Origin of the sequence: Sedimentibacter hydroxybenzoicus DSM 7310 (assembly GCF_013403245.1) — a bacterium.
GTDB lineage: Bacteria > Bacillota > Clostridia > Tissierellales > Sedimentibacteraceae > Sedimentibacter > Sedimentibacter hydroxybenzoicus.
The window spans coordinates 72884-95036 of sequence record NZ_JACBNQ010000010.1 but is presented as its reverse complement, the minus strand read 5'-3'; the positions used below and the strand labels follow the sequence as shown (position 1 = coordinate 95036).

Annotated in this window: 19 protein-coding genes and 2 pseudogenes; all 21 read right to left on the bottom strand. The window is 30.5% G+C overall.

Going from position 1 to position 22153, the window contains the following annotated elements; translation table 11 throughout:
* Window position 1: 1 nt before the first annotated feature.
* The gene (locus HZF24_RS10375) at window positions 2–1003 is read right to left on the bottom strand and encodes a Wadjet anti-phage system protein JetD domain-containing protein (protein ID WP_179238248.1); all 1002 of its coding nucleotides are present in this window, start codon (window positions 1001–1003) and stop codon (window positions 2–4) included.
* A 32-nt stretch (window positions 1004–1035) separates the two neighbouring features.
* A complete protein-coding gene (locus HZF24_RS10370) occupies window positions 1036–1710 on the bottom strand; it encodes a hypothetical protein (protein ID WP_179238247.1) in 675 nt (224 codons plus the stop codon).
* Window positions 1707–4637 (bottom strand): Eco57I restriction-modification methylase domain-containing protein, encoded by a 2931-nt coding sequence (locus HZF24_RS10365; protein ID WP_179238246.1) that lies wholly within the window; start codon window positions 4635–4637, stop codon window positions 1707–1709. Before HZF24_RS10365 ends, HZF24_RS10370 begins: the two co-directional genes overlap by 4 nt.
* Before the next feature lie 245 nt (window positions 4638–4882).
* The gene (locus tag HZF24_RS10360) at window positions 4883–6070 is read right to left on the bottom strand and encodes a YecA family protein (protein ID WP_179238245.1); all 1188 of its coding nucleotides are present in this window, start codon (window positions 6068–6070) and stop codon (window positions 4883–4885) included.
* A 105-nt stretch (window positions 6071–6175) separates the two neighbouring features.
* A complete protein-coding gene (locus HZF24_RS10355) occupies window positions 6176–7060 on the bottom strand; it encodes a hypothetical protein (protein WP_179238244.1) in 885 nt (294 codons plus the stop codon).
* Window positions 7061–7178: 118 nt separating this feature from the next.
* Window positions 7179–7301 carry a hypothetical protein gene (locus HZF24_RS19240; protein ID WP_281372278.1) on the bottom strand — a complete coding sequence of 41 codons (123 nt, stop codon included), beginning with the start codon at window positions 7299–7301 and terminating at the stop codon, window positions 7179–7181.
* Window positions 7294–8391 (bottom strand): ATP-binding protein, encoded by a 1098-nt coding sequence (locus tag HZF24_RS10350; RefSeq protein ID WP_179238243.1) that lies wholly within the window; start codon window positions 8389–8391, stop codon window positions 7294–7296. The genes HZF24_RS19240 and HZF24_RS10350 overlap by 8 nt, the downstream gene beginning before the upstream one ends.
* Before the next feature lie 112 nt (window positions 8392–8503).
* On the bottom strand, window positions 8504–8974 hold the full coding sequence (locus HZF24_RS10345; protein WP_179238242.1) for a hypothetical protein: 471 nt from the start codon (window positions 8972–8974) through the stop codon (window positions 8504–8506).
* 93 nt (window positions 8975–9067) lie between these two features.
* The gene (locus HZF24_RS10340) at window positions 9068–11614 is read right to left on the bottom strand and encodes a pentapeptide repeat-containing protein (protein WP_179238241.1); all 2547 of its coding nucleotides are present in this window, start codon (window positions 11612–11614) and stop codon (window positions 9068–9070) included.
* A gap of 109 nt (window positions 11615–11723) precedes the next feature.
* Window positions 11724–12848, bottom strand: coding sequence for a hypothetical protein (locus HZF24_RS10335; RefSeq protein WP_179238240.1), 1125 nt, complete (start codon window positions 12846–12848; stop codon window positions 11724–11726).
* 9 nt (window positions 12849–12857) lie between these two features.
* A complete protein-coding gene (locus tag HZF24_RS10330) occupies window positions 12858–13181 on the bottom strand; it encodes an OST-HTH/LOTUS domain-containing protein (protein ID WP_179238239.1) in 324 nt (107 codons plus the stop codon).
* Window positions 13162–13824 carry a DUF4276 family protein gene (locus tag HZF24_RS10325; protein ID WP_179238238.1) on the bottom strand — a complete coding sequence of 221 codons (663 nt, stop codon included), beginning with the start codon at window positions 13822–13824 and terminating at the stop codon, window positions 13162–13164. The genes HZF24_RS10330 and HZF24_RS10325 overlap by 20 nt, the downstream gene beginning before the upstream one ends.
* On the bottom strand, window positions 13821–14924 hold the full coding sequence (locus HZF24_RS10320) for an AAA family ATPase (protein WP_179238237.1): 1104 nt from the start codon (window positions 14922–14924) through the stop codon (window positions 13821–13823). The genes HZF24_RS10325 and HZF24_RS10320 overlap by 4 nt, the downstream gene beginning before the upstream one ends.
* 201 nt (window positions 14925–15125) lie before the next feature.
* On the bottom strand, window positions 15126–15650 hold the full coding sequence (locus HZF24_RS10315) for a hypothetical protein (RefSeq protein WP_179238236.1): 525 nt from the start codon (window positions 15648–15650) through the stop codon (window positions 15126–15128).
* Between the two features lie 265 nt (window positions 15651–15915).
* Entirely contained in the window at window positions 15916–17190 is a 1275-nt protein-coding gene (locus HZF24_RS10310; protein WP_179238235.1) for an RNA-binding domain-containing protein, read from the bottom strand.
* A gap of 295 nt (window positions 17191–17485) precedes the next feature.
* The gene (locus tag HZF24_RS10305; protein ID WP_179238234.1) at window positions 17486–17746 is read right to left on the bottom strand and encodes a zinc-ribbon domain containing protein; all 261 of its coding nucleotides are present in this window, start codon (window positions 17744–17746) and stop codon (window positions 17486–17488) included.
* A gap of 87 nt (window positions 17747–17833) precedes the next feature.
* Window positions 17834–18573: pseudogene (locus tag HZF24_RS10300) on the bottom strand (PaeR7I family type II restriction endonuclease).
* A complete protein-coding gene (locus tag HZF24_RS10295; protein WP_246346060.1) occupies window positions 18574–20313 on the bottom strand; it encodes an Eco57I restriction-modification methylase domain-containing protein in 1740 nt (579 codons plus the stop codon). It lies immediately after the preceding pseudogene.
* A 327-nt stretch (window positions 20314–20640) separates the two neighbouring features.
* Window positions 20641–20814 carry a hypothetical protein gene (locus HZF24_RS10290; RefSeq protein ID WP_179238233.1) on the bottom strand — a complete coding sequence of 58 codons (174 nt, stop codon included), beginning with the start codon at window positions 20812–20814 and terminating at the stop codon, window positions 20641–20643.
* Window positions 20815–20832: 18 nt separating this feature from the next.
* A complete protein-coding gene (locus tag HZF24_RS10285; RefSeq protein ID WP_179238232.1) occupies window positions 20833–21849 on the bottom strand; it encodes a hypothetical protein in 1017 nt (338 codons plus the stop codon).
* A gap of 54 nt (window positions 21850–21903) precedes the next feature.
* A pseudogene (locus HZF24_RS10280) lies at window positions 21904–22041 on the bottom strand (UDP-glucose 6-dehydrogenase); the annotation flags it as partial.
* Window positions 22042–22153 lie beyond the last annotated feature (112 nt).

The window sequence follows — 22153 nt, the reverse complement described above, 5'->3', positions numbered from 1 at the left end:
CCTAAAAGTCCCTGATACTTAATATTTCCTGAGGTATATACTTGTTATTCCTTAATATTTCTAAAATTTCAACTCTAACATTATCATTGAATGAGTTCAAAAAAAGGCTGCCTATTTTTTTGTTTTGTCCTTCCTTCATTTCAGGCAAAATAACACTCTTTGCCTTTTCTAACATATACACATACGCTTCACCGAATGGTCTGATGGGTATACTGTCCATGAAGACAGCAGATAACTGTTCATATATTAATATACCTTCATAATCTAAATCCCCTAAATAAAGTATTTGATTAGACTGGTCGCTCAAATACGGTTCAACACAGAATGTAAAATCCTTAAAGGACTTGAATATTCCTTTTCCTTTACCATATACTAAACTTCCTATAGGTAATCCGAGTATGGTTCTGCCGGTATTTATTAAATATCTTCTCATACTGTAGAATGTATCCTTATTTTCTAAAATTAATATATTTTGTGGGATGTCTTTATGATGTGAATAATACGACAGCGGCTCTGTAGTTTCATAGATATTTAAATCATGTAATGAAAATCCGACGTTTTTTAAAATTCTTAAGCCGCCTTCTTTATACAGAAATTTCTCTCTGTTCCAAATTTCAAAGCTTCTTTCATTTATTGATACAGAATCATTTAAAAGTTCTTTATGCTTAGATATGTAATTACTAAGCTGCAAAATATATTTTCTGTCTTCTTTATATTGAATAATATTTTTCAGGTAATAATCTATCTTCAAAGAAGGATGAATATTAAACATAAGCTCATTCTCATACTCTGTATTATCAACCTTTAAATCTTTAATTCTATATTTATTATACAATGCAGGAGTCTTACCATTAGTCCCTGAGCTTTTTACAGGCTCAATAAGTTCAGATTCTATTTTATCCATTATAAAATCCACTAAGGAATGGTAGTCCCTTAATTTATACACTTTTGATATTTCATCAAGGGTTATTGTCTTCTTACCGCTGTTTCTTATGGATTTCATCCTAAGCCTCCACGTTATTGTATAATTAATATTTATTTAATAATTGATGTAAAATTATAAAAGACATGATAGAGTAAAATATCAGTATCATGATTAGCCACATATTCAGATTTATATGTATAGTCGTAACTTGATGATATCTCTATATGGGAAATAGGGCTTTTTACATTTATTTCTTCATAATCACATGATATTAATCCATTAATTTCATCAGTATTTTTTTCTATATCTATATCTTCCACAACAAAAGAAAACAAACAGTTCATACCAAAAAAAGATGAATACAATGGCTGCTTTCCAAGAAATCTTTTTATTCCATTTTCAATATAATATCTATTTAAAGTTTTTTTACCATTAATTCGTTTACATTCTATGGTAAAATACTGCTTTCTATGTTTAAACATATCTATGCTGAAAACATGTAAATCTGTTCTGCCTTTAGGTTTGTTATTTTGATAATTTTCAGGTACTTCCGAATAAAATCTGAATTCATCCAAGCCAACTTTCTCCATAATATCATCATCATTTAAGTAGTTTACATATAGATAATCCCTTATATCTTCTTCTAAGTTATTAATTTTCAAGCTGTTTTTTATACAGTCATCAAGCATTAAATCACAGCAAATCAATAATTTTGATATAATATTCTTTAATATTCCTTGTGATATACTTCTATTTAAAGAAATATTATTCCTAAATCCACTCATCTCAATTCCTCCTTTTGAGATAAAATTGAATTAAGTATATCACTGAGATCAAGTTCAGCAATTGCCTCATGCCAATTTTTCACATCATTCGTTTTCAATATATAAAATGAATTTTCCTCAAAATTAATAATATCTTTAATCTGAAAAAACATGTCATTTGTTTTTCCAATCATAAACTTACTAAACAGTTCTAAGTTATCTCTTTTTTCATTTTCTACAAAATTCACTTTTTTCATAGGCTCATCATTAACTATTGTAAATTCCACTGCTGAATAATGAGACATAATTTTTTTATAAACTCTTGCTTCTATAAATTGATTATTTTCTTTCAAAATATCATCAAAATAATCTGTTATAACTTCAGAATATACTTTTAATTGTTCATCCGACACTTCCTTATATGTATTGCCACCTGACAGAAGTGGAATTTGAATATTCAAAACATAATCAATAGAACTATTGTTTTCTAAGTTAAAACATTTTAATACATATTCATCAAGAGCTCTTATTTTTTCCTCTTTGTCTTCATTAAAGCCAACTTGCATAATATGATCATTGCTGAGCAAATCAACAATGGATTCCGTAAGATTAGCAATTTCACTGTCAACAAGAGCCGGAAATTTTAATATATCTGTAGGAAACCCCTGTTCACGCTCTATCCCTGCTGAAGTTCCTAACATTAAATTAAAGTAAGCATACAAAGAAGAGTTTATAAGTCCCATTAACGAAAGAAAAAGATTTTTATCTTTACCCACAATTCCGGTTATTGCATCACTATACAAGAACTCCTCTTCTGAATATGCAGCCTTCAATTTGTATGTTTTAATATTAAATCCCTTTTTTATTAATACGTAAGGAGGCTCAAATAATTTTTCGTTCCTTATCCTGTGTATTGACCTTTTATTAAAAACTGTATACTTGCTTGTATCCACGTAAAAAGATGTTATTCCTTTGGGGTCAATGATCTTTTTTCCCAATAAATGTGATGCATCCTTTTTTCCATCTTGTGTTTGAATACCTGTCCCATATAATAAATTATTATTTTCAATATGCATTTTAAGATTTTTGTATTTGCTTTTCATCTTTTTCAATAATAAAAAGTCTTTTGAAGTACCAAATACTATTGTTTTCCATGCCCAATCATTATCGAATAATATAATCTGCTTAATATATTTATAATTTATCTTTTCAACTACAATAATATTAAAAAGGCTGAAAAATACGTTTGGCATAAGAACAATGTGAGTAATATCATTTGAAAGATTCTTGTTTTTTTCTTCTGAGAATGTATAAAAGACTACCGCAGCCGGTCCTTTAGCGTGCTTGAAAACCAACTCTCTTACCGCAGACAGTTCTATAAATTTCATAATTTTTGAATTTGTCAAAAGCCATTCTCTGAATTTAACAGCCGGATTTTGAGAATTATAAAATATTTTAGAAGTAACTATTAAACAACATTTTGTTTTGTCACAACAAAAATCCTTTGTTCTATATATAAAGCTTCTTGATATTTCATTGTTTTGTACTTCATATTTATTTTTTCTGCAGTAATCAATATGCAATCCACCATCTATTCTACCCCAAGGCGGATTCCCTATTATAAAGTCAAACTTTACACCTTTAAAGACTTCCTCAATACCATCATCAAAAAAATCATTTTCAAAAAAATTAGTTTCTTTTAAGTAAGGTAACTTGAAATTTTTTAGAGATTTAGGATCCTTGTAATCAAGTATTGTTACATACATTGAAAAAATCGCAACATCAATAGCCTCTCCATTCTTATCAATGCCAAAGATATTATTTTTAATAAGTTCTATTAATTTTTCATCATCATTTATATATGAATCCTCAGATATATTAGCTTCAATTATAGAACGCAATGTTTCCACTAAAAAAATTCCTGATCCACAAGCAGGATCCAAAACCTTACAAGATTTGTGATCATTCAGGTAAGGTTTTATTGTTTGATTCAAAATATAATCTACTAAATAAGGAGGTGTATAAAATGCACTATCCTCTTTTTGTCTTTTTTCTCCTAAAAATCTCTCATATATATTACTTATAAGTTCAATCGGAATAATATTAAAATCATACAGAGGAAACAAGGACCATTGATTAGTCCTGATTTCCAATTGTCCTGACATTAAATCATAGAGCAATCCCATAACAGAATCCTCCATAATTTCCTCTTCACTTTGTCCTGCTCCGTTCACATACAGTTCAAATAAATTTCCGTTAAACTTATCCTTTAAATAGATAAATAAATTATATAAACAATTTTTTGACTGAAGGATCTTTAATAATGATTCCTTAGAGCTCTCAATAGATTCATTAAAGCCCGGATAATCTAAATCAACGCCTCTATCAATTAAAAACCTTATAAAAATCAATCTTAATACCAATTTAACAGCAAAATCTTTACATGATGATTTTTTGAGAAGATCAGTTATATATTTAATATTATCAAGCATTACACTATCAATTTTAGGTGCATCAAATGATTTTTTGTATTTCAGCCAAAAGCTTTCATTTGTTACATTCCAAAATGAAAAATCACTAAATTCATTAATCGCATCGCTTTGCAAACTATCAACATTCATTAACTCATGTGTATCCAATTTTAATGAACAACCATTATATATTTCAATTCGATCTTCATAATTAAAAAAGACTACCGGAATTTGAGCATTCCAGATTTTCTTAAATAAAGATTTTTTATGCTCATTATTACTTATATCAAAAAAAACAATAAAGGGCTTATTATCAGCACAATAAACTGCATCAGGATTTATCTCTGTTATTATCCTATACATTTGTGAAGTAAGGTGCTTTTTTATACCAGAATCTCTAAAAATATTATCTCTATAGAATAAAGATTCAGAATATTTATATCCTAAAATATCTATAATATTCTCTATTGTTTTCATGGTAAACCCCTTTTTTTTGGAAAATTATTTTTATTATAGTATATCAGAGAATTGTATTTTTTGCAACCATTTTCGAACTTTTGTTCGCTCGATGGCGGATTGTTATTTTTATGACTCAAACTTAAAGCTTCGTTTTATAAGGTTGCTGTCACAAAAATTGCTTTAGCACAATAGTTGTATATATCAGTATAGTGAGGTTGTTTCTGAGCCTATATCAAAAGCATAATATAAAATGCATAATTGTATTACTTCCCGCAGCATTTTTTGTATTTTTTACCACTACCGCAGGGACACGGATCGTTGCGGCCAATCTTATTTTGCGTTGGCATTTCAATTACATTATTTGGGGGTGAAGAAGCTTTGAACAATTCTCCGGGTGTATGTCCCTTTAGTGCCCATTGACGCGTATTGTTGTACAGCTCCGTTACTTTAGTGGTTAAAATTTGCAAATACTCAAAAGAAGGTATCTCAATCCATGTTTCTAAATATTCGATAATTACCGATGGATTCAATCCCGTATTTATAATATTGATTAATTGATCCGATATTTCATATATTCCATCCTTTGGTATGTCATAATTCAACAGGAGAAAGTCTGTAAAGCTTTTCATTTCCGATGACAAGCTTCTATTATTTCGATCACCTGTCTTTAAGAGATATTTTTTTGTAAATGGATAATAATCAACATCATGTCGTTTGTTATGCTCTGCAATTATTGCTCTGCTGTCATGCACTCTGCTATCTCTGTAACCGTAATCAGTCATATCCATATACTCATAAAAATAGCAAGAAAAAGATAACACATCTATAAATTCATCAATATTAACTTTTTGATCAACATATTTTTCAACATTTTTAATTAAACGCCATGCATCCATTACACCATAGTAATAAAGCATGCCCTGCACTAAAAGTATCCATTCTGTATTTCGTTGAATTACCCTTTCAGTTTCAATAATATTTAATAAATTATATTGATTTATTAATTCTTCAGGCATAAAAAGAACCTTTTGCTTGTCCAGTTTTACCGGAAAGGCAATGCCATACCTCATTAACTTTTCAACATCTGAAAGTTCCATATCTGCACATGGTATTGCCCCGGAATTATGAACTATTGATGTTATTAAGTCAAATAAGCTACGGTCAAATTTACGTATTGTATATTCAAAAAATATCGGTAGTAATTTAGTCAGCTCCGAGGCTAAATCATCTTTATTTAGGGAGCTTAAATATTTTATCCCTAAATTTTGGCGGATGTCAGTCATTTCACTTTTTTTCAATCCATGAATTATATCCCCCAAATTACACGGCATTTTAATTTCTTTCCAGAGACTTTTATCTCTTTTTTCATGCAACTCACGACTAAGTGCTTTCGCACTCTCCATAACTTCATACAATATTTTTGCAGTTTTTTCATCTTTTTTTCTGTTCATTTTATACCTTCGTCATCTCAAACAAATCTATGTTAGGCATTTTCTTTCTGATCATTCCTAAACCATGGTTCTAAATATAGTACTAACAAGATTTGTTCCGTATTTTTAATTTAAATTCATATTTTTCGCGAGAATAGCTTCAATTACAAGTTTTTGCAATATTAGCTTTTTTGCAGGGGGATTAAATAACAAATGCTTTGCCAAAAATATTTGGATAATTATAATCACAACTATACTTATTAATGCAGAATATTGCATCATCAAAATATTTACATCGTATATTTCCATTGAAATGTCTTTTACAAATAAAGCATTTATAAACCCCATAGTGCTTGTAGTTAATAAAAATAACGTTGGAACTATATACTTATCCCAAAATCTACGCTTATTGCTATCATATATTTCTTGTTCTATTAAAATCAGCTCACGTCTTAAATCATCAATACTATATTTGTTAAAAATCTCTTCATAAAAATAAACATCCTTATGCAAATACATAACACCTTTTGTTTCAATTAATTCTACATCATCTTTCACAAACTTAACATTTAGTGAATTTCTTTTTCCAAAGTATATTTTCCATAATTTTTTTATATCGTTTAAATGAAATAATGAACCAAATATTAGCCCAATTATTATCAATAAAAATAAATAATCTAAATCTAACTTTAAAACAAACCCTAAAACTGTTACAAATAGCATTAGTACCGATATAACGAGAACTTTTGATGCCCAAATAAGTGCATCCGCGATTTTTCTTTGTATTATTACATTATTATATTCAATTCGAGGCAATCCAAATCTATTAAATACAAGTTTAACATTATATTCTTTATATATACTGCTCTTTAAATCAACAAATTTAGATACATATACACTCATAAAAAAACTTGCACAAAATACTATTGCCGGAAAAAAGTCCATAATTTGTCTACTAATAAAATAAAGTAGACTTATGATTAATATTATACTTATAATACATCTTTTCATACTTTCTCCAATATTATTTAGTTTTTGAACTTTGATTAATTTTTAAATTATATACAAATCCTTTGAAAAGATTTTCAAACAAAATCAATATCTTGTTAATTCATTAAAAATCTTTATATCATATTGATCCAATCTCATGTTTTTCGTCAATTCCGTATATACTCAACAAATGCTCCATTAATCTTACATCTGTTTTTTCACCTTCCACAATGACAAGAATTTTAGATCTTTCTTTATTCATCAAATTCACCACTTATATATAGCTTCTCTAAATTGTGACCCTCTCTAAGTTCTCGATTTGTAGCATTTGCAAAAGATGTTAACTTGTTGTCTGTGAGTATAAAATAACAGTCTGGTCGCATAATACGATTTGATAAAAGGTTTGTATTGTGTGAAGTAAGAATAACTTGTGTATTTTTCATTTTTTCAATTATACTGACTATACTTTCTGATAGTTCATAATAATAAAAGGCATCAAACTCATCAATAAACATTAAAGAAACTTCTTCTGCAGTCTTATACCAATAGAAGAAATTATATAGTGTTTTTGTGCCACTTGAAGCAACTCTAAAGAAAGGTAATGGAGTCTTTCCAGTAAAATATAGCCGTTTTATACCATCACTATCCTTTATTGCTTTCAAATTTTCTTTAATGCCAGCCGAATGAAGAAAATCTTCGAATTCTTTAAGATAATTTTTTTCAAAAATGAAATCAAAATAGTCATTAATTTTATTTTTATATCCTATGTATCTGTTTTCGTCCGAGCTCCTGAACCACAGCATATTCGAAACAAAACGCATCAGCTGTCTAATTGGATGAGAATCATCAAGTATTGTATTATTGATAACATATTTCAAAATAGAATCTGAATCCTGAAATATCCAGTTAAGCGAAGGAACTATATCCCTAATACCGTCTATATTACCTGTTTTATTTTCAAATTCATATTCAAACAACACCTTATTATCTAATAATAATTTTTCATATATCAATATTTGTTTTTCATTTTTTTTATAATTGTAATCAAGTATTTGGTCTCCAAATTTAAAAATATAGTGGAATTCCGCAAACTTATTAAAATTATTCGCATTCAAATAATAATCATACATTCCTGTGGTAATGTTTCTATTCGTCAAGTGTGAAACAATATCAAAAATAGCCAGCCCAAAGTTTGATTTTCCGGTAGAATTCTTGCCATAAATAATAGCCTTGCTTATTAATCCATTTGTAATACAATCAGAGTTAAACTTATAGTCCCTTACATCAGAAAAGTTTAATATAATCTTATCCTTAAAATTTTTAAAACCTGAAACTTCGAAAATTTTAATCATGATTTTCACCTCTTTAAAACATTATAAATAATTTCCCTCTAAAAAGTCAACACAATCCGTAAATTTTTTACGGATTGTGTTGACTAAATTTCGACAATTTATTTGAATGTTTTCACAAAGCAAGGTGCTCTTGCAGGTCGCATCTTAGAAGATGGTTAGCATTTCTTAAAGCTTCCGTTGAAAATCCGTTTGACATATATCCTCCATCAATAAGTCCAAAAATTTCGTTCTCCCGTATTTGAACAAAGGTTGTCATGTTGGCTTTTCTTAATTTACCATAAGCTTCATCATCAATCTCTTCCGATAAACGAATTGCACTCGTAATACGATTTTTTTCAATAAGGTGTGACCAATTATCATAAATTATCCTTACCATATCTTCCGTTGAGTAAAGATTCTTTTTATTATGGCTATATACTTGAATGAAGTAAGTGGTATCTTCTGTAAGATAGACAAATAATTCATAATTACTTCTTTTTGCAAAACCATCTGTCCTAAATTGCTTTGTTAGGTGTAAATGATAAATATTCCAATCATATAATAATCCATCATTAAAATCGGTTTTAAGAATACTGTCACTCATGAACGGAACTAAATTATCACCTCTTTCCCGCAATACATTTTATTTTATTTCAGTAATCAAATGTCGAGTATTATTACCGGTCATAAGTCGGAACTAGTTATCTTGAAGTTCTTCATCGAAAAACAATAAAGGATAATTTGGATCTTCCGAAACGTCATGAATAATTGCATTAATAAAGGCATCTTCATCATAATGGGCATTCTCAAAATCCTCAATTATAATATGGCTATCGGTAAAGTCAACACCATAAATTTCAGCATTGTCAAAACTAACGCATCTTAAATCTGCCCCTCGAAAACTCGCTCCATTTAATATAGTTTCTCTAAAATCAGAGAACCTAAAATCAGAACCGTCAAACACATATCCTCTAAGATCGTTCTTCCAGAAATCTGCAAACTTAAATCTCATTTTGCAGAAGCGCTGACCGCTACTTGAAATAGAAGTGCAGCTTGAGGATGTAAAATCTGCTGAAGTTAAATCATTGTCAATAAAATGTGTTTCTCCAAAGTCAGTCTTCTCAAGAAAAATATTACTCAAATCTAAATGTGAAAGAAAAAGAACATCCTCTGCATTTTTCAACTTTAATAAAAATCGAATAGCATCATAATTCAACTTTACCCAATGAGCATTTTTATCTATCTCAAACATACCAAAAATGATGTTAAAAGAGTTAAAAGTCCACAAAAGCATATTTTTCATCTGTATAAAGTATGGGATTCCACTACTGTCATTTCCCTCGCAGATATTGGAACATAAAAGATTATTCAGCAAATTTGAAGTGTTGTACAGAAGGTTTTCATCCCTAAAAATAGATGTAAAATACTCTTTATTTATATTATGCATTACATAATAGAAAACATTTCGGTCAAAGTGCATTGTGTTAAAAGTTTTGTTCAATTCTACAATTACTTGTTCTAAAGACCAACTTTCGTGTAGGTGTCCTATGATTATTTCTCTCAATTTTTTACAGATCCACTTAGCGGCAAAATATTCATAAATACTTGTGTGTACAAAAGTAAAAATGTTGTTCTGAGCACCTTTCAAAAATATTTCTACTCCAAAACGATTTTTCAAAACCTCTTTACTGGATGCACTGATTTTCATATTGTAAATATGGGAAATGATATCATTTTCACTTATGTATAAATCATTTTTAAAATATATGGTTCTTGCTATTTGCAATGCTAACTCATATGTTTCACTCCATATAGATTGTGATACAGACTTCCTTTCCTTACCTCTAGTATTCAACGCACCTTTTCCATCAGGTCCGAATATGACTTCATAAAGATTAAATCTATCTTCAATTTCATTAATGTTAACCATCCGCACTGAAATTATATACAACAGCATTGGGATTGATAAAATCTCATTTATCTGATCCTGATACTGTATGTCTTCCTGAGTTAATTCTTCAATGAAATTTCTTGGTAATTTATCAGCCTCATCTCGTTTTGAGTTATATTTCTCTAAAAATACTCTGCGTTGTTCCGGATAAAAGCCACGCATTTTCACAGTTTCACCAACAAAATGTTTTATGTATTTAGGTCGAGAAGTTATAATCAAAACAGCATTGTCAAATGCTCTAACTAGGCGATTCATATATTCTTGATTTCGCTCCACACTTTCGGATACATAGGAAATTTCATCATATGCATCTAAAAAGATAATAGAATTATCCAAAGCATCTGTTGTTTTAATCCTAGTTATCTTAAGGATATCCTCAATAGGATTTCCATCTGATTGCCGAATTTCCTTGCCACGTATAAAAAACACATTCATATCCTGAAAAATATCGTTGCTTAAATAACTCATAGCAACTTTCATTGCAAGTGAAGATTTTCCTATACCTGGATCTCCCTCAATTAAAATACAGGACATTTCTTTACAAGATTTATATAACTCATCAAAATCGGAATATTCATATCCGCTTGAAGGAACAAAGATAGAATCTACGTAAACATCACGCAAACGAATCGATTTCTCAAATTGATGTTCAGCAAAAAGCGGTTCATTAAAAGCTTTAGCAAAACTTTCTGCAGTTTGCCTTGCTTTCTTATAATTTTCCATATCAGTATATTCTTCTTTAGCATAGTAGCTTCCCATTTTTGATGTCAAAATGGAAAGGATGATATCTAATTTACTCAGTATCTCTTTGGAATTTATTAGCGTAGACAGGCCCGTAAGTTCGTGATTGTCTTGTATAGCTTTTTCTACATGACTAATCATCTTAGCGACCATATTATCAATTGGAAGAGTTTTGATATCACATTCCGATGATTGTGCACAAATATCGGAAATAGTTTGCGTAAACAGTTCCACCGGAGAATCAGATTGAATGTACTGTAATGCTTTTTGAATAGAGAATGCCTCTTTTCGTAATTCTTCTTTACAAACATCCGGAAGTTCATAATCAGGTGAAGAAATAATCTCATTCAGCGCATGATCTATGGTATCCATGAGTTTTTCCGAAACGGATTGGGGCTCATTTTTTAAGCCAAATCCTTTTACGGCTCCTTCTAAAATACTTCCCGAAAATTCTGCATCTTGAATTTGCATGCCACCATGCAGAGCTGTAACAATAGTTATTCGACGAGCAATTGCAGCTATCATTTCTTTGGTAGTAAATGTTATTTTCATCACCAGTTACCCCCTAACAATTTTCTAATTAGTTTTAACATAAGAATTATATAGATTTATTATCTGTATCAACTGTTTTTTACGCATTACATAATATGTCTTACTATACCTACAATTCCCTTAATCCGGTTAAATTGATGGGAAGTATAGCTGTTAAATCATCTGAGAGTTTTATAACTTTATCGTTCAGCAGATTAGAGTATTTGGCATAATTATATCCGTTAAATCTACTTTCAATAAGTCCACCAAAGGGTATCTGCACATCTAAGTATTCATCATTGATTGACGATTTTCCGTTATCAAAAAAACCATAATGCATCATGCAGTTACGGAACACCGAATCAAATATACCCTCTTTAAATGATATGAAATTTTTAAGTTCCATTGCTAATTCTTTCTCTTTATTATTGGCATCTAAAATGAAAACAAGTTTATCAATACTTTTTACTGCGTAATATAATGTTATATACATTACCCTTAACCGCCAAGGGTTAGTATAATCAGCTATATTCATTATTACATAACGCAAAAAATTAATATAAGTAAGAATATGAAGTAATCGTAATGTAACTTCCTTTCCGTTTTTAATTTGTGGAAACAGGTTGAATCTGTGATTAGTATTAAAATCTTTATAACTGATTTTAAATTTTCTGCTATTAATGTTAACACAATAATCCGGTAAAAAATCCTTTAGTCCTGAACATGTCGAACTGATAACAGTACCGATAGCTTGACCAAATTCTCTCAATTCGTTCGGATCCTCTAACGATTTTGAAAATAATTTATCTTGAAATAGAAAGTATATATATTGGGTATTACCAATAATATGTCCCTCCTCATCGCAAAAAACTCCTAGATTATAGTGAATATTTAGACCTCTTGTCCAAGGGAAACGCAGTCTGTCTCTGAATTTTTGATCTTGCAAATCATCTGACAATAGTATCTGTTTTTTTGCTTTACTATATCTTTCATCAAATAATTTCAACTTGCTTCTCATATCTGAAATGGAAAAAGGTGAATCATTTTCAATAGCAGTATAAGCAATATTTCTATTGATATATTCCTGTACAGAGTTACAAAACAATGATAGATATGGCAACATACCTAAAATAATTATAGGTTGAGAAATAACAGGAGCTAACGCCTTAAGAGTTTCACAATCATTTTTTATATGCATTGTCGAAAGCATATTATAATATTCTTCTTTTTCTATCGATGTATGATTCCAATTCATTTTATATCCTCAACACTGTGTACTATTAAGTCTGTTTATATTTTTATCCGGATATGCTTCTATTAAATCCGGCAATTTCAAATATCCATAAGAATGCAAATCAAAATCCGGTTTTGTTCTCTTAATAAATGTTCCTGCGAAACTAACGTTAACATAACCGTCGTCATCCTGATACTTCTCAAATGCAATTTTTAATAAACTATGAATTTCATTGATATTTGTATCAGAATTATTATTATATTTTGAAAAATAAAAAAGTGTTGTCGGGCCAACTCCGAAAATCACTCTTTCACGACTTAAACTAAAATTTATGTTATCTGCTCTGTAATTCAAACGTCTTTATTTTTTCAATCCAGTCAGAAAAATGTTTACATTCCTCTATTAGTCTATCAATGCCTATTTCTTTGGATATGATTGTACCATTTCTTATTTTAGAATAGTTAGGTATTAGTTTTTCTAATCGCTTTGATGGTGCGGTCTCTACGGAATTGTTTATATGCTCAGGAGAATCAAACGAATCCCTGATATCTTGTATAATATTGGTAGTATTAATATCAGTTATTAACTCAAATGACTGTGGCGAAGAAAAAAGCAGTCCTTCAAACTCGTGAAGCATTAACCCGAAAAAACAATTAGAGTGATTAATATCTTCGGTAATTTTATTTTCTATATACTCAATCTGTTTATATATATCTGAATCTTTATGATGAATTTCCGGAGTATTATCCGGCATTGCATAATAATCAAACATCGTTGTTACAATTTCGTTTTTGTGCTGCTTACATAAAATTTTCAGTTCAGTTTTAATTTTATTATAATCAGATACTCCACCTTTGTGCTTTTTAGCTATAGTTCTTTTTGTTGTGCATATTATTGGTCTTATATAAATACCAATATTTAAAAAATACGGATATATAACTTCATTGATAAAGGACTCTTCCGTTTGCCCCTCACATAAAATATACACATTTTTCATTTTGAGAGTCTACCTCCCAGCACATTCTTTTTCCACAAATCACCTAACGCATAGTCATACTCCAACCACTCTTTTAACTCTTCTTCGCTCAGACGTTTAAATATTGAACCTGACTCATCCCTATCAACAACAATGATATCCTCAATATCAAATTCATTAAGAAGCTCTACAGACTGTGTTGAAATAATTATTTGTTTTTCATCGGATAATTGTCTGACCATTTCAGAAAATATAGTAATGGCATACGGATGAAGTCCAAGCTCCGGTTCATCAACTATTATAGTTTCTGGTTGTAGTTCATGAGGCTGCAGCAATAAAGTTGCAAGACAAACAAATCTCAATGTACCATCAGATAGCTGAGAAGCATTAAATATATCTTCGCATCCTTTCTGCCTCCATCTGAGAATTATTAATTCATTATTACCCTCATTCGGCTCCAATTCAAAGTTATCAAAATATGGAGCTATCAGCCTTATAGTTTTAACAATTTCATCGTATGAATTTTTGTAATGGTTTCGTAATCTATACAAGAATGCACCGAGATTCGAAGCATCATAAAGTAATACTTTATTATTTGAAATATTATGCTCTTGTTTTACCTTTGCGCTCTTTCCTGTATCATGAAAATGATACACTCTCCAATTTTGTTTGTCTAATATTGGAGCAACATAATCCTGAATTTTATTTCCTGTTCCTGTTTCCCACCTTGATTCACTATGACCGCTGGATACAAAACTCTCATAATTATAATTTCCGTAATATCCGAAATACTCTTTTTTAAAAATCAGTCTGTTATCTTCAGTTGGTACAAGTGTAAATCCGTAAGAATTATTCCCGAAAAAAACTTCAAATTCTATTTCCTCGGTTATCTTTCTGCCGTTAAAAAACAAGGAGTTAATACCGCTTTGTGCAACCGTTAATTGTAAGTTTTTTATTAAAATATTTTGAAGCAAAGAAAATGCAGAAATAAAGTTAGATTTACCTGCACCGTTACTGCCTATTAATACATTAATTTTATTAAATTTAATTTCACATTCCTTAATTGACTTAAATCCTCTAATGCGAATTTTGCTTAACTGACCTCGACTTAACCTTGGCATTTTCCACACATCCTTAAACAAAATATATTTAATAACCTTACAAATATTGTTATTTTACTATACCACAATATAGCCTTTCGTTCAATATTTTTCTGTTTGTTTTACCACCTCACTTCAACTTGAAAACAGCTATGAAAGATAGGTTCAACCTTATAAACACTTCCTCTGAAATTAATTCATCGATTAATAATTTCGACTTTTTTATTGCTCTGTGCCCATACTGCCATTTAACTTATATTCTTCTATTTGATCATTAAAAAAGCTTTCAAACTCTTGCAAAGAGAAAAGACCTTTTTTATGTGCATCTTCGAGATCTGCTGTTGCGTAGGCAATATCATCAGCAGCCTCCAGAATATATGTCAACGGATGCCTTGCAATATCTGAATTAAAATTAGTGGTTGTCAACATTGTAATTCTGTCAAACTCATCCTGTTCAAAAAAATAATATCCCAGTTTATGGTTTTTAATATCCGCATCCTTACTATTAAAATTCATTGAATCTTTAGGATATTTGACAAGGGTATTCAGTAATGCTGCGGTCAGATTCATACTATATTTATCTATAGAAGGATGAAGTTTGGTTAAAATCCTCAATGTATGCGCATTGCCCTCAAAATTTGTAACAACAGCAGCATAGCTGAATATAATGATAACAGGGCATATTACATTCAGCAGTAGTATATATGTATGGGATAATAGTGTATAAATCCATACGATTTTATACATTATTTTGAAAATTATTTCTTGAAAAAACCCTAAGTTGTATTAAACAAATTGACAAAGCTCTCAAAAAACCTTTTTTCAATAATTAAAATAGCCTTAAAATCATCACATTTCTTAAAAACAGAAGCATTCAATAATAATCATGCAATATTTATGTATAAATGCATAAATGCCGTCCATTTTTGACGTCATATTCAAGTATTATTTTACATATTTTTCAACATCTCAACAATCTTATCCTCATGCTTCAACAATATCTCTGCTGATTTTATTTTACTTTATACGTTACAGCAACACCGCTACCTGTTTTTTCTATTATATTTTTTTCAATAAGATTATTTATAACTCTGAGAGTTTTTGACTTGTCAAATCCTGTTTTTGAATCTATTTCCTTTCTTGTAAGCTCAACTTCTTCTTTTAACAGACCATAAACAAGCACTTCTTCCTTTGACAAATCTAATTTATCAAACTCAGTAACCGGCAATATTATTCTGATTCTATTTTCACTTATATCAAAATTTGGTTTTGATATACTATGGATATATTCCTCATTTATTCTTGCTATCCCTGTTCCAAACTTCTCTATAATATTTAATCTGTAAAAAACTCCTGCAATTATGGGATTTCTTAAGACAGAAATATTTCCATTCAAATATTCTTCCTTTGAAATACCTGCCGGTAATCCTCCAGGTGAATTTATTTCAATCCTTTCCTCGTACATTGATATCTGAATATATGAGTTTATGTCCCACACCCTATGCACTATCGCATTTGCCAAAGCTTCCCTGAATGCTTCTTTAGGAATTAATTCTCTTTTTATTCTGTCATATCCATCTATCTCTTCATATTGATAATACTGCTCAAAAATTTTTATTGCCCTGTCAAATTGCACTAATAAAGATTCATTAGCGATTGTTTCTCTGTAAAGAATCTTATTGATGTTCTTACCGAATTTAATTATATCAATTCCTGAAAAATCGACTTCATTTTTATCTGCCAGCAATTCTCCTGCTATGTTGTAGTATCCTTCTTTGCTGAATAAATTTAAAGTTCTCAAAATATCCAAATTTATTTTCTCTATTCCAACCTTTTCCTTTAGCAATTCTTCCAATGCAGCGAAACTTAAATTCTGAGAAGATGCTTTTCTCTCTTCGTAATCTACGTTTAATCCCTCCATAGATAGTCTTCTAAGTTCAAATCTATCAACCTCAACAGTAGAAGTATTAGCACGCTTATATGCTTTTCCTTGATAATAAAAAGGAGTATCCTTGCCTTTTTTGACTTCCAAAACAATAATCTTATTATTATCTGCTTTCTTAATCTTAATTTCAAAAATAGGAACCGGAACAATGGAGTCATTAACCATATTTTCAATTCTTAAAGACTCTTCCGTGGCATTTTCGATACCGATAATTTCGCCATCATCATCAACACCAAACACTATTACCCCATCGTTATAGTTTGCATACGCGCTGACGGTCTTCAAAAATGTTTTAGAAACCTCTAACTTAAATTCTAAATTAAACTTTTCTTTATTTTCCACAATACCACCTCCTATTGTATTAGTAATAAGATTTTACCACACTTACTGTAATTTTGCAACAATAATCATATCGTTACATTTATCGTTGCATTTTGAAACGATTTTTGTTTTATCGTTTCAAAATGATTTGTAACGATAAGCAAGCCGAAATCATTAATATTATACCTACATCACCGCATTCTTCACCCGCATCTTCATCATACGCACCAACTATATCAAGCCAATTGTCAATAACGAAACCGTTGCAAATCCATTTCCGATTATATAAAGAACATTGTCGTTAGACGGATGAATACTATCCTTTCGTAACAACCTTCCACTCGTTCAATCGAATATCAAATAGTTTTTTATCTTCTGCCTTTTTTTGCTGCCATATTTCATTTTCTATTCGCCTTGTATCTTCTTTCCTAAGATCATGCGCAGCTTTACGGCACAACGGGCAATGTTTTGACTTTGCCAATCCCTGCTTTGCTAAGCGTTCCTTCTCATAATTTCTGAAGACAAATGGCCTTCCGCATGTTTCGCAAGAAAGTTCCTGAGTATAATAATCTTGCATCCTGTTACCATCACCTTTTCATATAAAAGATAGCATCTTCACAACAACATAACAATTATTAGAAATACTATCTATTATTGTATTTTCTTAATTAAGCCTCGCTGCTGCCGAAGCTATATGCCCGGCAAAAGAAGTAACAAATACTTTTATATCTGTCATATTCGAAATATGAGTGTACCTACCGTCCTTAATGGCTGTTCGAGGTGATGCTATTACAACTGCCGTCGTATAAAGTTGTTCTCTTACTAGTTTTTTACATAAAATATCATATCTCTTCAAATAAGAAGCATTTTCAAATTCCTTGAAAATTGAAAAATGTGGTGAAGAACATAATACCGGAGCTCTTGATTCGATAGCATCTTCAACCAACATTATCCAACCTACAAATGGCTTAGGCTGTTCACAAAAGCGCCTTCTCTATATGCTGTCCAAAAATCATGAGAACTTCCGATTGCTTCTTCTGCTCTGTTATTAAAATTATTCCCAAACGATGGACCTGCTTGACTTTTTAATTCTATGGCAGCAATTAACTCGCCCTTGTGTATAACAATAATATCCCAAAGTTTAGTCGGTCGAAAATATCCAGGAAGAGAAAGTACAGATCTGTTTTTATAAATTTCAGCATTTCCAAGTCCGTTAGCCTTAATAATATCAATAATCAAGTCTACGAAGCTATCCATATTTTTCCCTGCGGTTACTCCTGCACGCTCTCCTTGATCAGCATTACCTGATTCAACTTGCTTTTGTTTTGCAATATACCTGCTACTCCAGAATACCTGAACTGCTTTTTTAACCTTTTCTTCATAATCCACTAAATCAATTGTCATTTATTCACCATCCTTTACTAAGACCGAGCGTTCCTCTTTGTTCAATCTATATAATTCAAATACCGCATTATTACACATATCTATGTTCCTTTCCTTTGTTGCATTAATTAATTCCACTCTTACTTTTTCACTAACATTCTCCCATCTTGGTATTCGAATTCTTCTCAAATACTGAGCCTGAAAGCGTAAATATTCTCCTCGCATTTTAATTGAATATTTGTTAATAAAGAGCTTTGTAATATTTGATAAAAGAACTGCCTGTAATGCTCTAATATCCCATTCCTCAGAAGTTATATAATATAAATTATGATGAGGATAATATTCTCCGGAGTCATATACTATATGGGGCTCACCTTTAATATCTGGTATCAGTAATTTTTTCTTATTCAATAACTCAGGCCATACCTTATCTATTGTCCGAAACCATTTGTTTGGATTTTTTTTTGCTATATATCTATCTCTAATAACTTTCTCATTGTCTTCGAGAAATTTCTTCAACTTAGGATAAGAGTCTAACTTAATAATACAACCATTATCGTCAAATGTATTAATTACTCCTTGCCCATACCAATTAATTTCACCATTATAGATATCTTGTGTAGTAACTAAACGTAATTTTCTGTCTTCTTCAACATCCAGACTGTCATAGTCTTGAATGAATATTCTGTCAGCACCCGTCGCTATACCAATACCAACCTTACACCCTACATCTTCAAGCAGTGGATATTCTGATTCAATTTTTCTTAACAAATTGAGTTTGTATGTAGACTCCATCAACCAAGGCTCTGTGCCATTGACAATTCCTGATAGTTCTTTTACTGAATTAAATTTTATAAGTTTTTTAGAAGTCAATTCCGATGAGAGACATTCTAAAATATCTCTGTCAACTTTGGGACGATAAGCTATTCTGGTTACGCCTTGACTTTCTCTACTTATAATTGTAATAGCAGGGTAAGCGGACACATCAGTGCAAAAAGCATCTGTTTCAAACATATCAACATATACTTTAAAATTAAAGTTCTTAGATATATAATTTCTTAGCGGTCCTCCATAGCGATTCTTCATCCACCTATCGGAACAGATAAAACCTAAATTGCCTTTATCATTCAATAGAGACAAGGTTCTTTCAATAAAGGCAATGTAAATATCAGCCCTGTCAAACATTGTTTTATATCGCAAACGATATTCCTTGAGAAGTGCTTGCGGGATATATTCTTGTCTTAAATAAGGGGGATTACCAACTATAAAATCAAACTTCTCTGTTTGATCTTCTAATAAAAAGTCCCCTTGAATTAACCATAATTCTGCTAATTGTTTTGCTTCAGCATTAGAAATACCCTCATCATTTAATCTTTTAACAACTAATTCTCTCGTATTATAAAATGTTTCTTTATGTAATTCAACAGCACATATCGAGTCCTTAAGAACTTCAACTATTGATGAAGCTTGATCACTGTATTTCCTCCAAGAGGATATCAGACGTTCAATAATTGTCAATAAAAAATAACCTTCTCCAAAAGACGGTTCTAATATTTTTTTATTATAGAGTTTTTCATCATCTTTATAACCTACCAAATCTAAAATAAATTCTACGACTTCAACCCGTGTATATACAGCACCTCTGGCATCACGTTCATTAGTTGAAGCTAACTTTTCAACTGCTTCAACAATTTGAGAATTATTTGACAAGGCATGAATCCCAAAATATCCGTCCAACGACATTTGTTCTACATTTTCCATACAAACTCCTACTTTCTATATCCTTCAGATAGTTATTTTCTGCACTTGATAAATGTACAATTATTATATTAACATTTTAAACTTTTAATTATATATTGCCAAGAGTTTTTGCGAACATTTGTTCTTTGCCTATTCATATTTTCCGCAGTATCCTGTCATTCAATTGCAATAACATTCTCAAAATCTAAAAAAGAATTAAATTTAGTGCTTACCACCCTTAAATACCTTTTTATCATTCATCTTCAGCACTCTTTCTTTCTACATCCGCATCAATTTTGTAATGCTCACTTAAAGAGTTTATTTTACTAGTGTTCTTAAATATTCTTTTCATATGAGAGTTAGTTTGCCATCACAATTAGAACACTTTTCTTTGCTGTTTATTTCGAATTCAACAACTTCCCTCTTAATACTTCTTGCCTTATCTCTGGTTTCCGAACACCACTTAACTGCCGTTTGTCCACTGTTTCTGCATTCTTTTACTATCTGTGACCATTTCTGCAATCATTTATATTAGAAGCCCTAGTCTACTTTGTTTTTTTCTTTATAGCTTGCCATAATCCAAAAATATGGTTCTTTTTCCGCTCTTTTTTGAAGCTTTGTCATTGATTTATCGATATTGCCACAGGCTAAGCTAATCATATTTGAGCGAAACTCATATCCTGTATCTTTATCGTTTTTGTTTTCTTCAAGATATTCTTCTCCATCATTTTTCTTCGAAGATTCATACCGCTTATCAGTTACCTCAAAATAATTTCTAAATATATGACGATCCATGAATATTGCTTTTTCAATAATAGATTTCAGATATTCTGGGGCTTCGTCGTAAAAGAATGAGTCCCTTTCTTTATTCTCATATTTCTTTGCCTCTTTTTCAAGAAACTTTAAAAGAGAACTAATTGCTTCATCAGTATTCTCACTATCGTCATTAAATTCATGAGCTTTAACTTGTTCCGCAGGTTTGCCTTTAAATTCGGTCTGATCCTCAGTTTCATCAACTATCAAGCCTAAAAAATATTCAAACGATTTATAATGAATAATATTAAGTAAGTCATCATACTCATATAGGATATCGTCTATCTCTTCTATTTCCTTTTGGTATAGGTAATCCCTATTATTAAGTGCTTCTTTAAGCTTAGGAACGATTTTATATAACTGACAAAATATAGCGTAAGACCTTCCATTTCCTAATATGTTTTCATACCTATCATTTGTCTTAATAATTGAATCTATATTAACTTTATAGTTAGCAACAACTCTAAAGAATTCTCTTAACTCTCTCTGACGCTTAACATTGAACCGATAATTATTATATAATTCCATCATAATGGCAATCAGAAGGGATGCTGTAACTCCTGTTAAAATAGCTAAAAGTACTTGATATGCTTTTGTGCTTTCATCTATGTTGAATAGGATAAAAACTAGTAACGCAAAACTCATAGCTAAAAACACAAGGCTAACTGCCACTGGAGCTATTGGTCGGAATAAAAATTTTATGCTATATATAAAATTCTTAAGATTATATTTAAGTTTCGCCATAGTCTTACGCTCCTTCATTGACATCGCTCATTTAGATAAAATTGGAATATCCTATTTAATAGCTCCTTGAGCTAAAAGTTCAGCAAATACCCTTGCTCTCTCAGAATGTTCTCCGACTACAATTCTTGATGGATATAGATTGTCATATAATGCTTTCCCTTCTCTCAAGAACTCCGGTGAAAAAATAATATTAATTGCTACATCTAAGGACCTTCCTGCCGGAATCTTCACTTCTGCAAATACCGGTACTGCTTTATTTCCATTTGCTATTGCTAACTCATTACATACCGCATTGTATACTCTT

Coding starts and splice junctions, on each gene's coding strand:
- HZF24_RS10375 (WP_179238248.1), bottom strand. CDS start 1,003: ATGAAATCCATAAGAAACAGCGGTAAGAAGACAATAACCCTTGATGAA.
- HZF24_RS10370 (WP_179238247.1), bottom strand. CDS start 1,710: ATGAGTGGATTTAGGAATAATATTTCTTTAAATAGAAGTATATCACAA.
- HZF24_RS10365 (WP_179238246.1), bottom strand. CDS start 4,637: ATGAAAACAATAGAGAATATTATAGATATTTTAGGATATAAATATTCT.
- HZF24_RS10360 (WP_179238245.1), bottom strand. CDS start 6,070: ATGAACAGAAAAAAAGATGAAAAAACTGCAAAAATATTGTATGAAGTT.
- HZF24_RS10355 (WP_179238244.1), bottom strand. CDS start 7,060: ATGAAAAGATGTATTATAAGTATAATATTAATCATAAGTCTACTTTAT.
- HZF24_RS19240 (WP_281372278.1), bottom strand. CDS start 7,301: ATGAATAAAGAAAGATCTAAAATTCTTGTCATTGTGGAAGGTGAAAAA.
- HZF24_RS10350 (WP_179238243.1), bottom strand. CDS start 8,391: ATGATTAAAATTTTCGAAGTTTCAGGTTTTAAAAATTTTAAGGATAAG.
- HZF24_RS10345 (WP_179238242.1), bottom strand. CDS start 8,974: ATGAGTGACAGTATTCTTAAAACCGATTTTAATGATGGATTATTATAT.
- HZF24_RS10340 (WP_179238241.1), bottom strand. CDS start 11,614: ATGAAAATAACATTTACTACCAAAGAAATGATAGCTGCAATTGCTCGT.
- HZF24_RS10335 (WP_179238240.1), bottom strand. CDS start 12,848: ATGAATTGGAATCATACATCGATAGAAAAAGAAGAATATTATAATATG.
- HZF24_RS10325 (WP_179238238.1), bottom strand. CDS start 13,824: ATGAAAAATGTGTATATTTTATGTGAGGGGCAAACGGAAGAGTCCTTT.
- HZF24_RS10320 (WP_179238237.1), bottom strand. CDS start 14,924: ATGCCAAGGTTAAGTCGAGGTCAGTTAAGCAAAATTCGCATTAGAGGA.
- HZF24_RS10315 (WP_179238236.1), bottom strand. CDS start 15,650: ATGTATAAAATCGTATGGATTTATACACTATTATCCCATACATATATA.
- HZF24_RS10305 (WP_179238234.1), bottom strand. CDS start 17,746: ATGCAAGATTATTATACTCAGGAACTTTCTTGCGAAACATGCGGAAGG.
- HZF24_RS10295 (WP_246346060.1), bottom strand. CDS start 20,313: ATGGAAAATGTAGAACAAATGTCGTTGGACGGATATTTTGGGATTCAT.
- HZF24_RS10285 (WP_179238232.1), bottom strand. CDS start 21,849: ATGGCGAAACTTAAATATAATCTTAAGAATTTTATATATAGCATAAAA.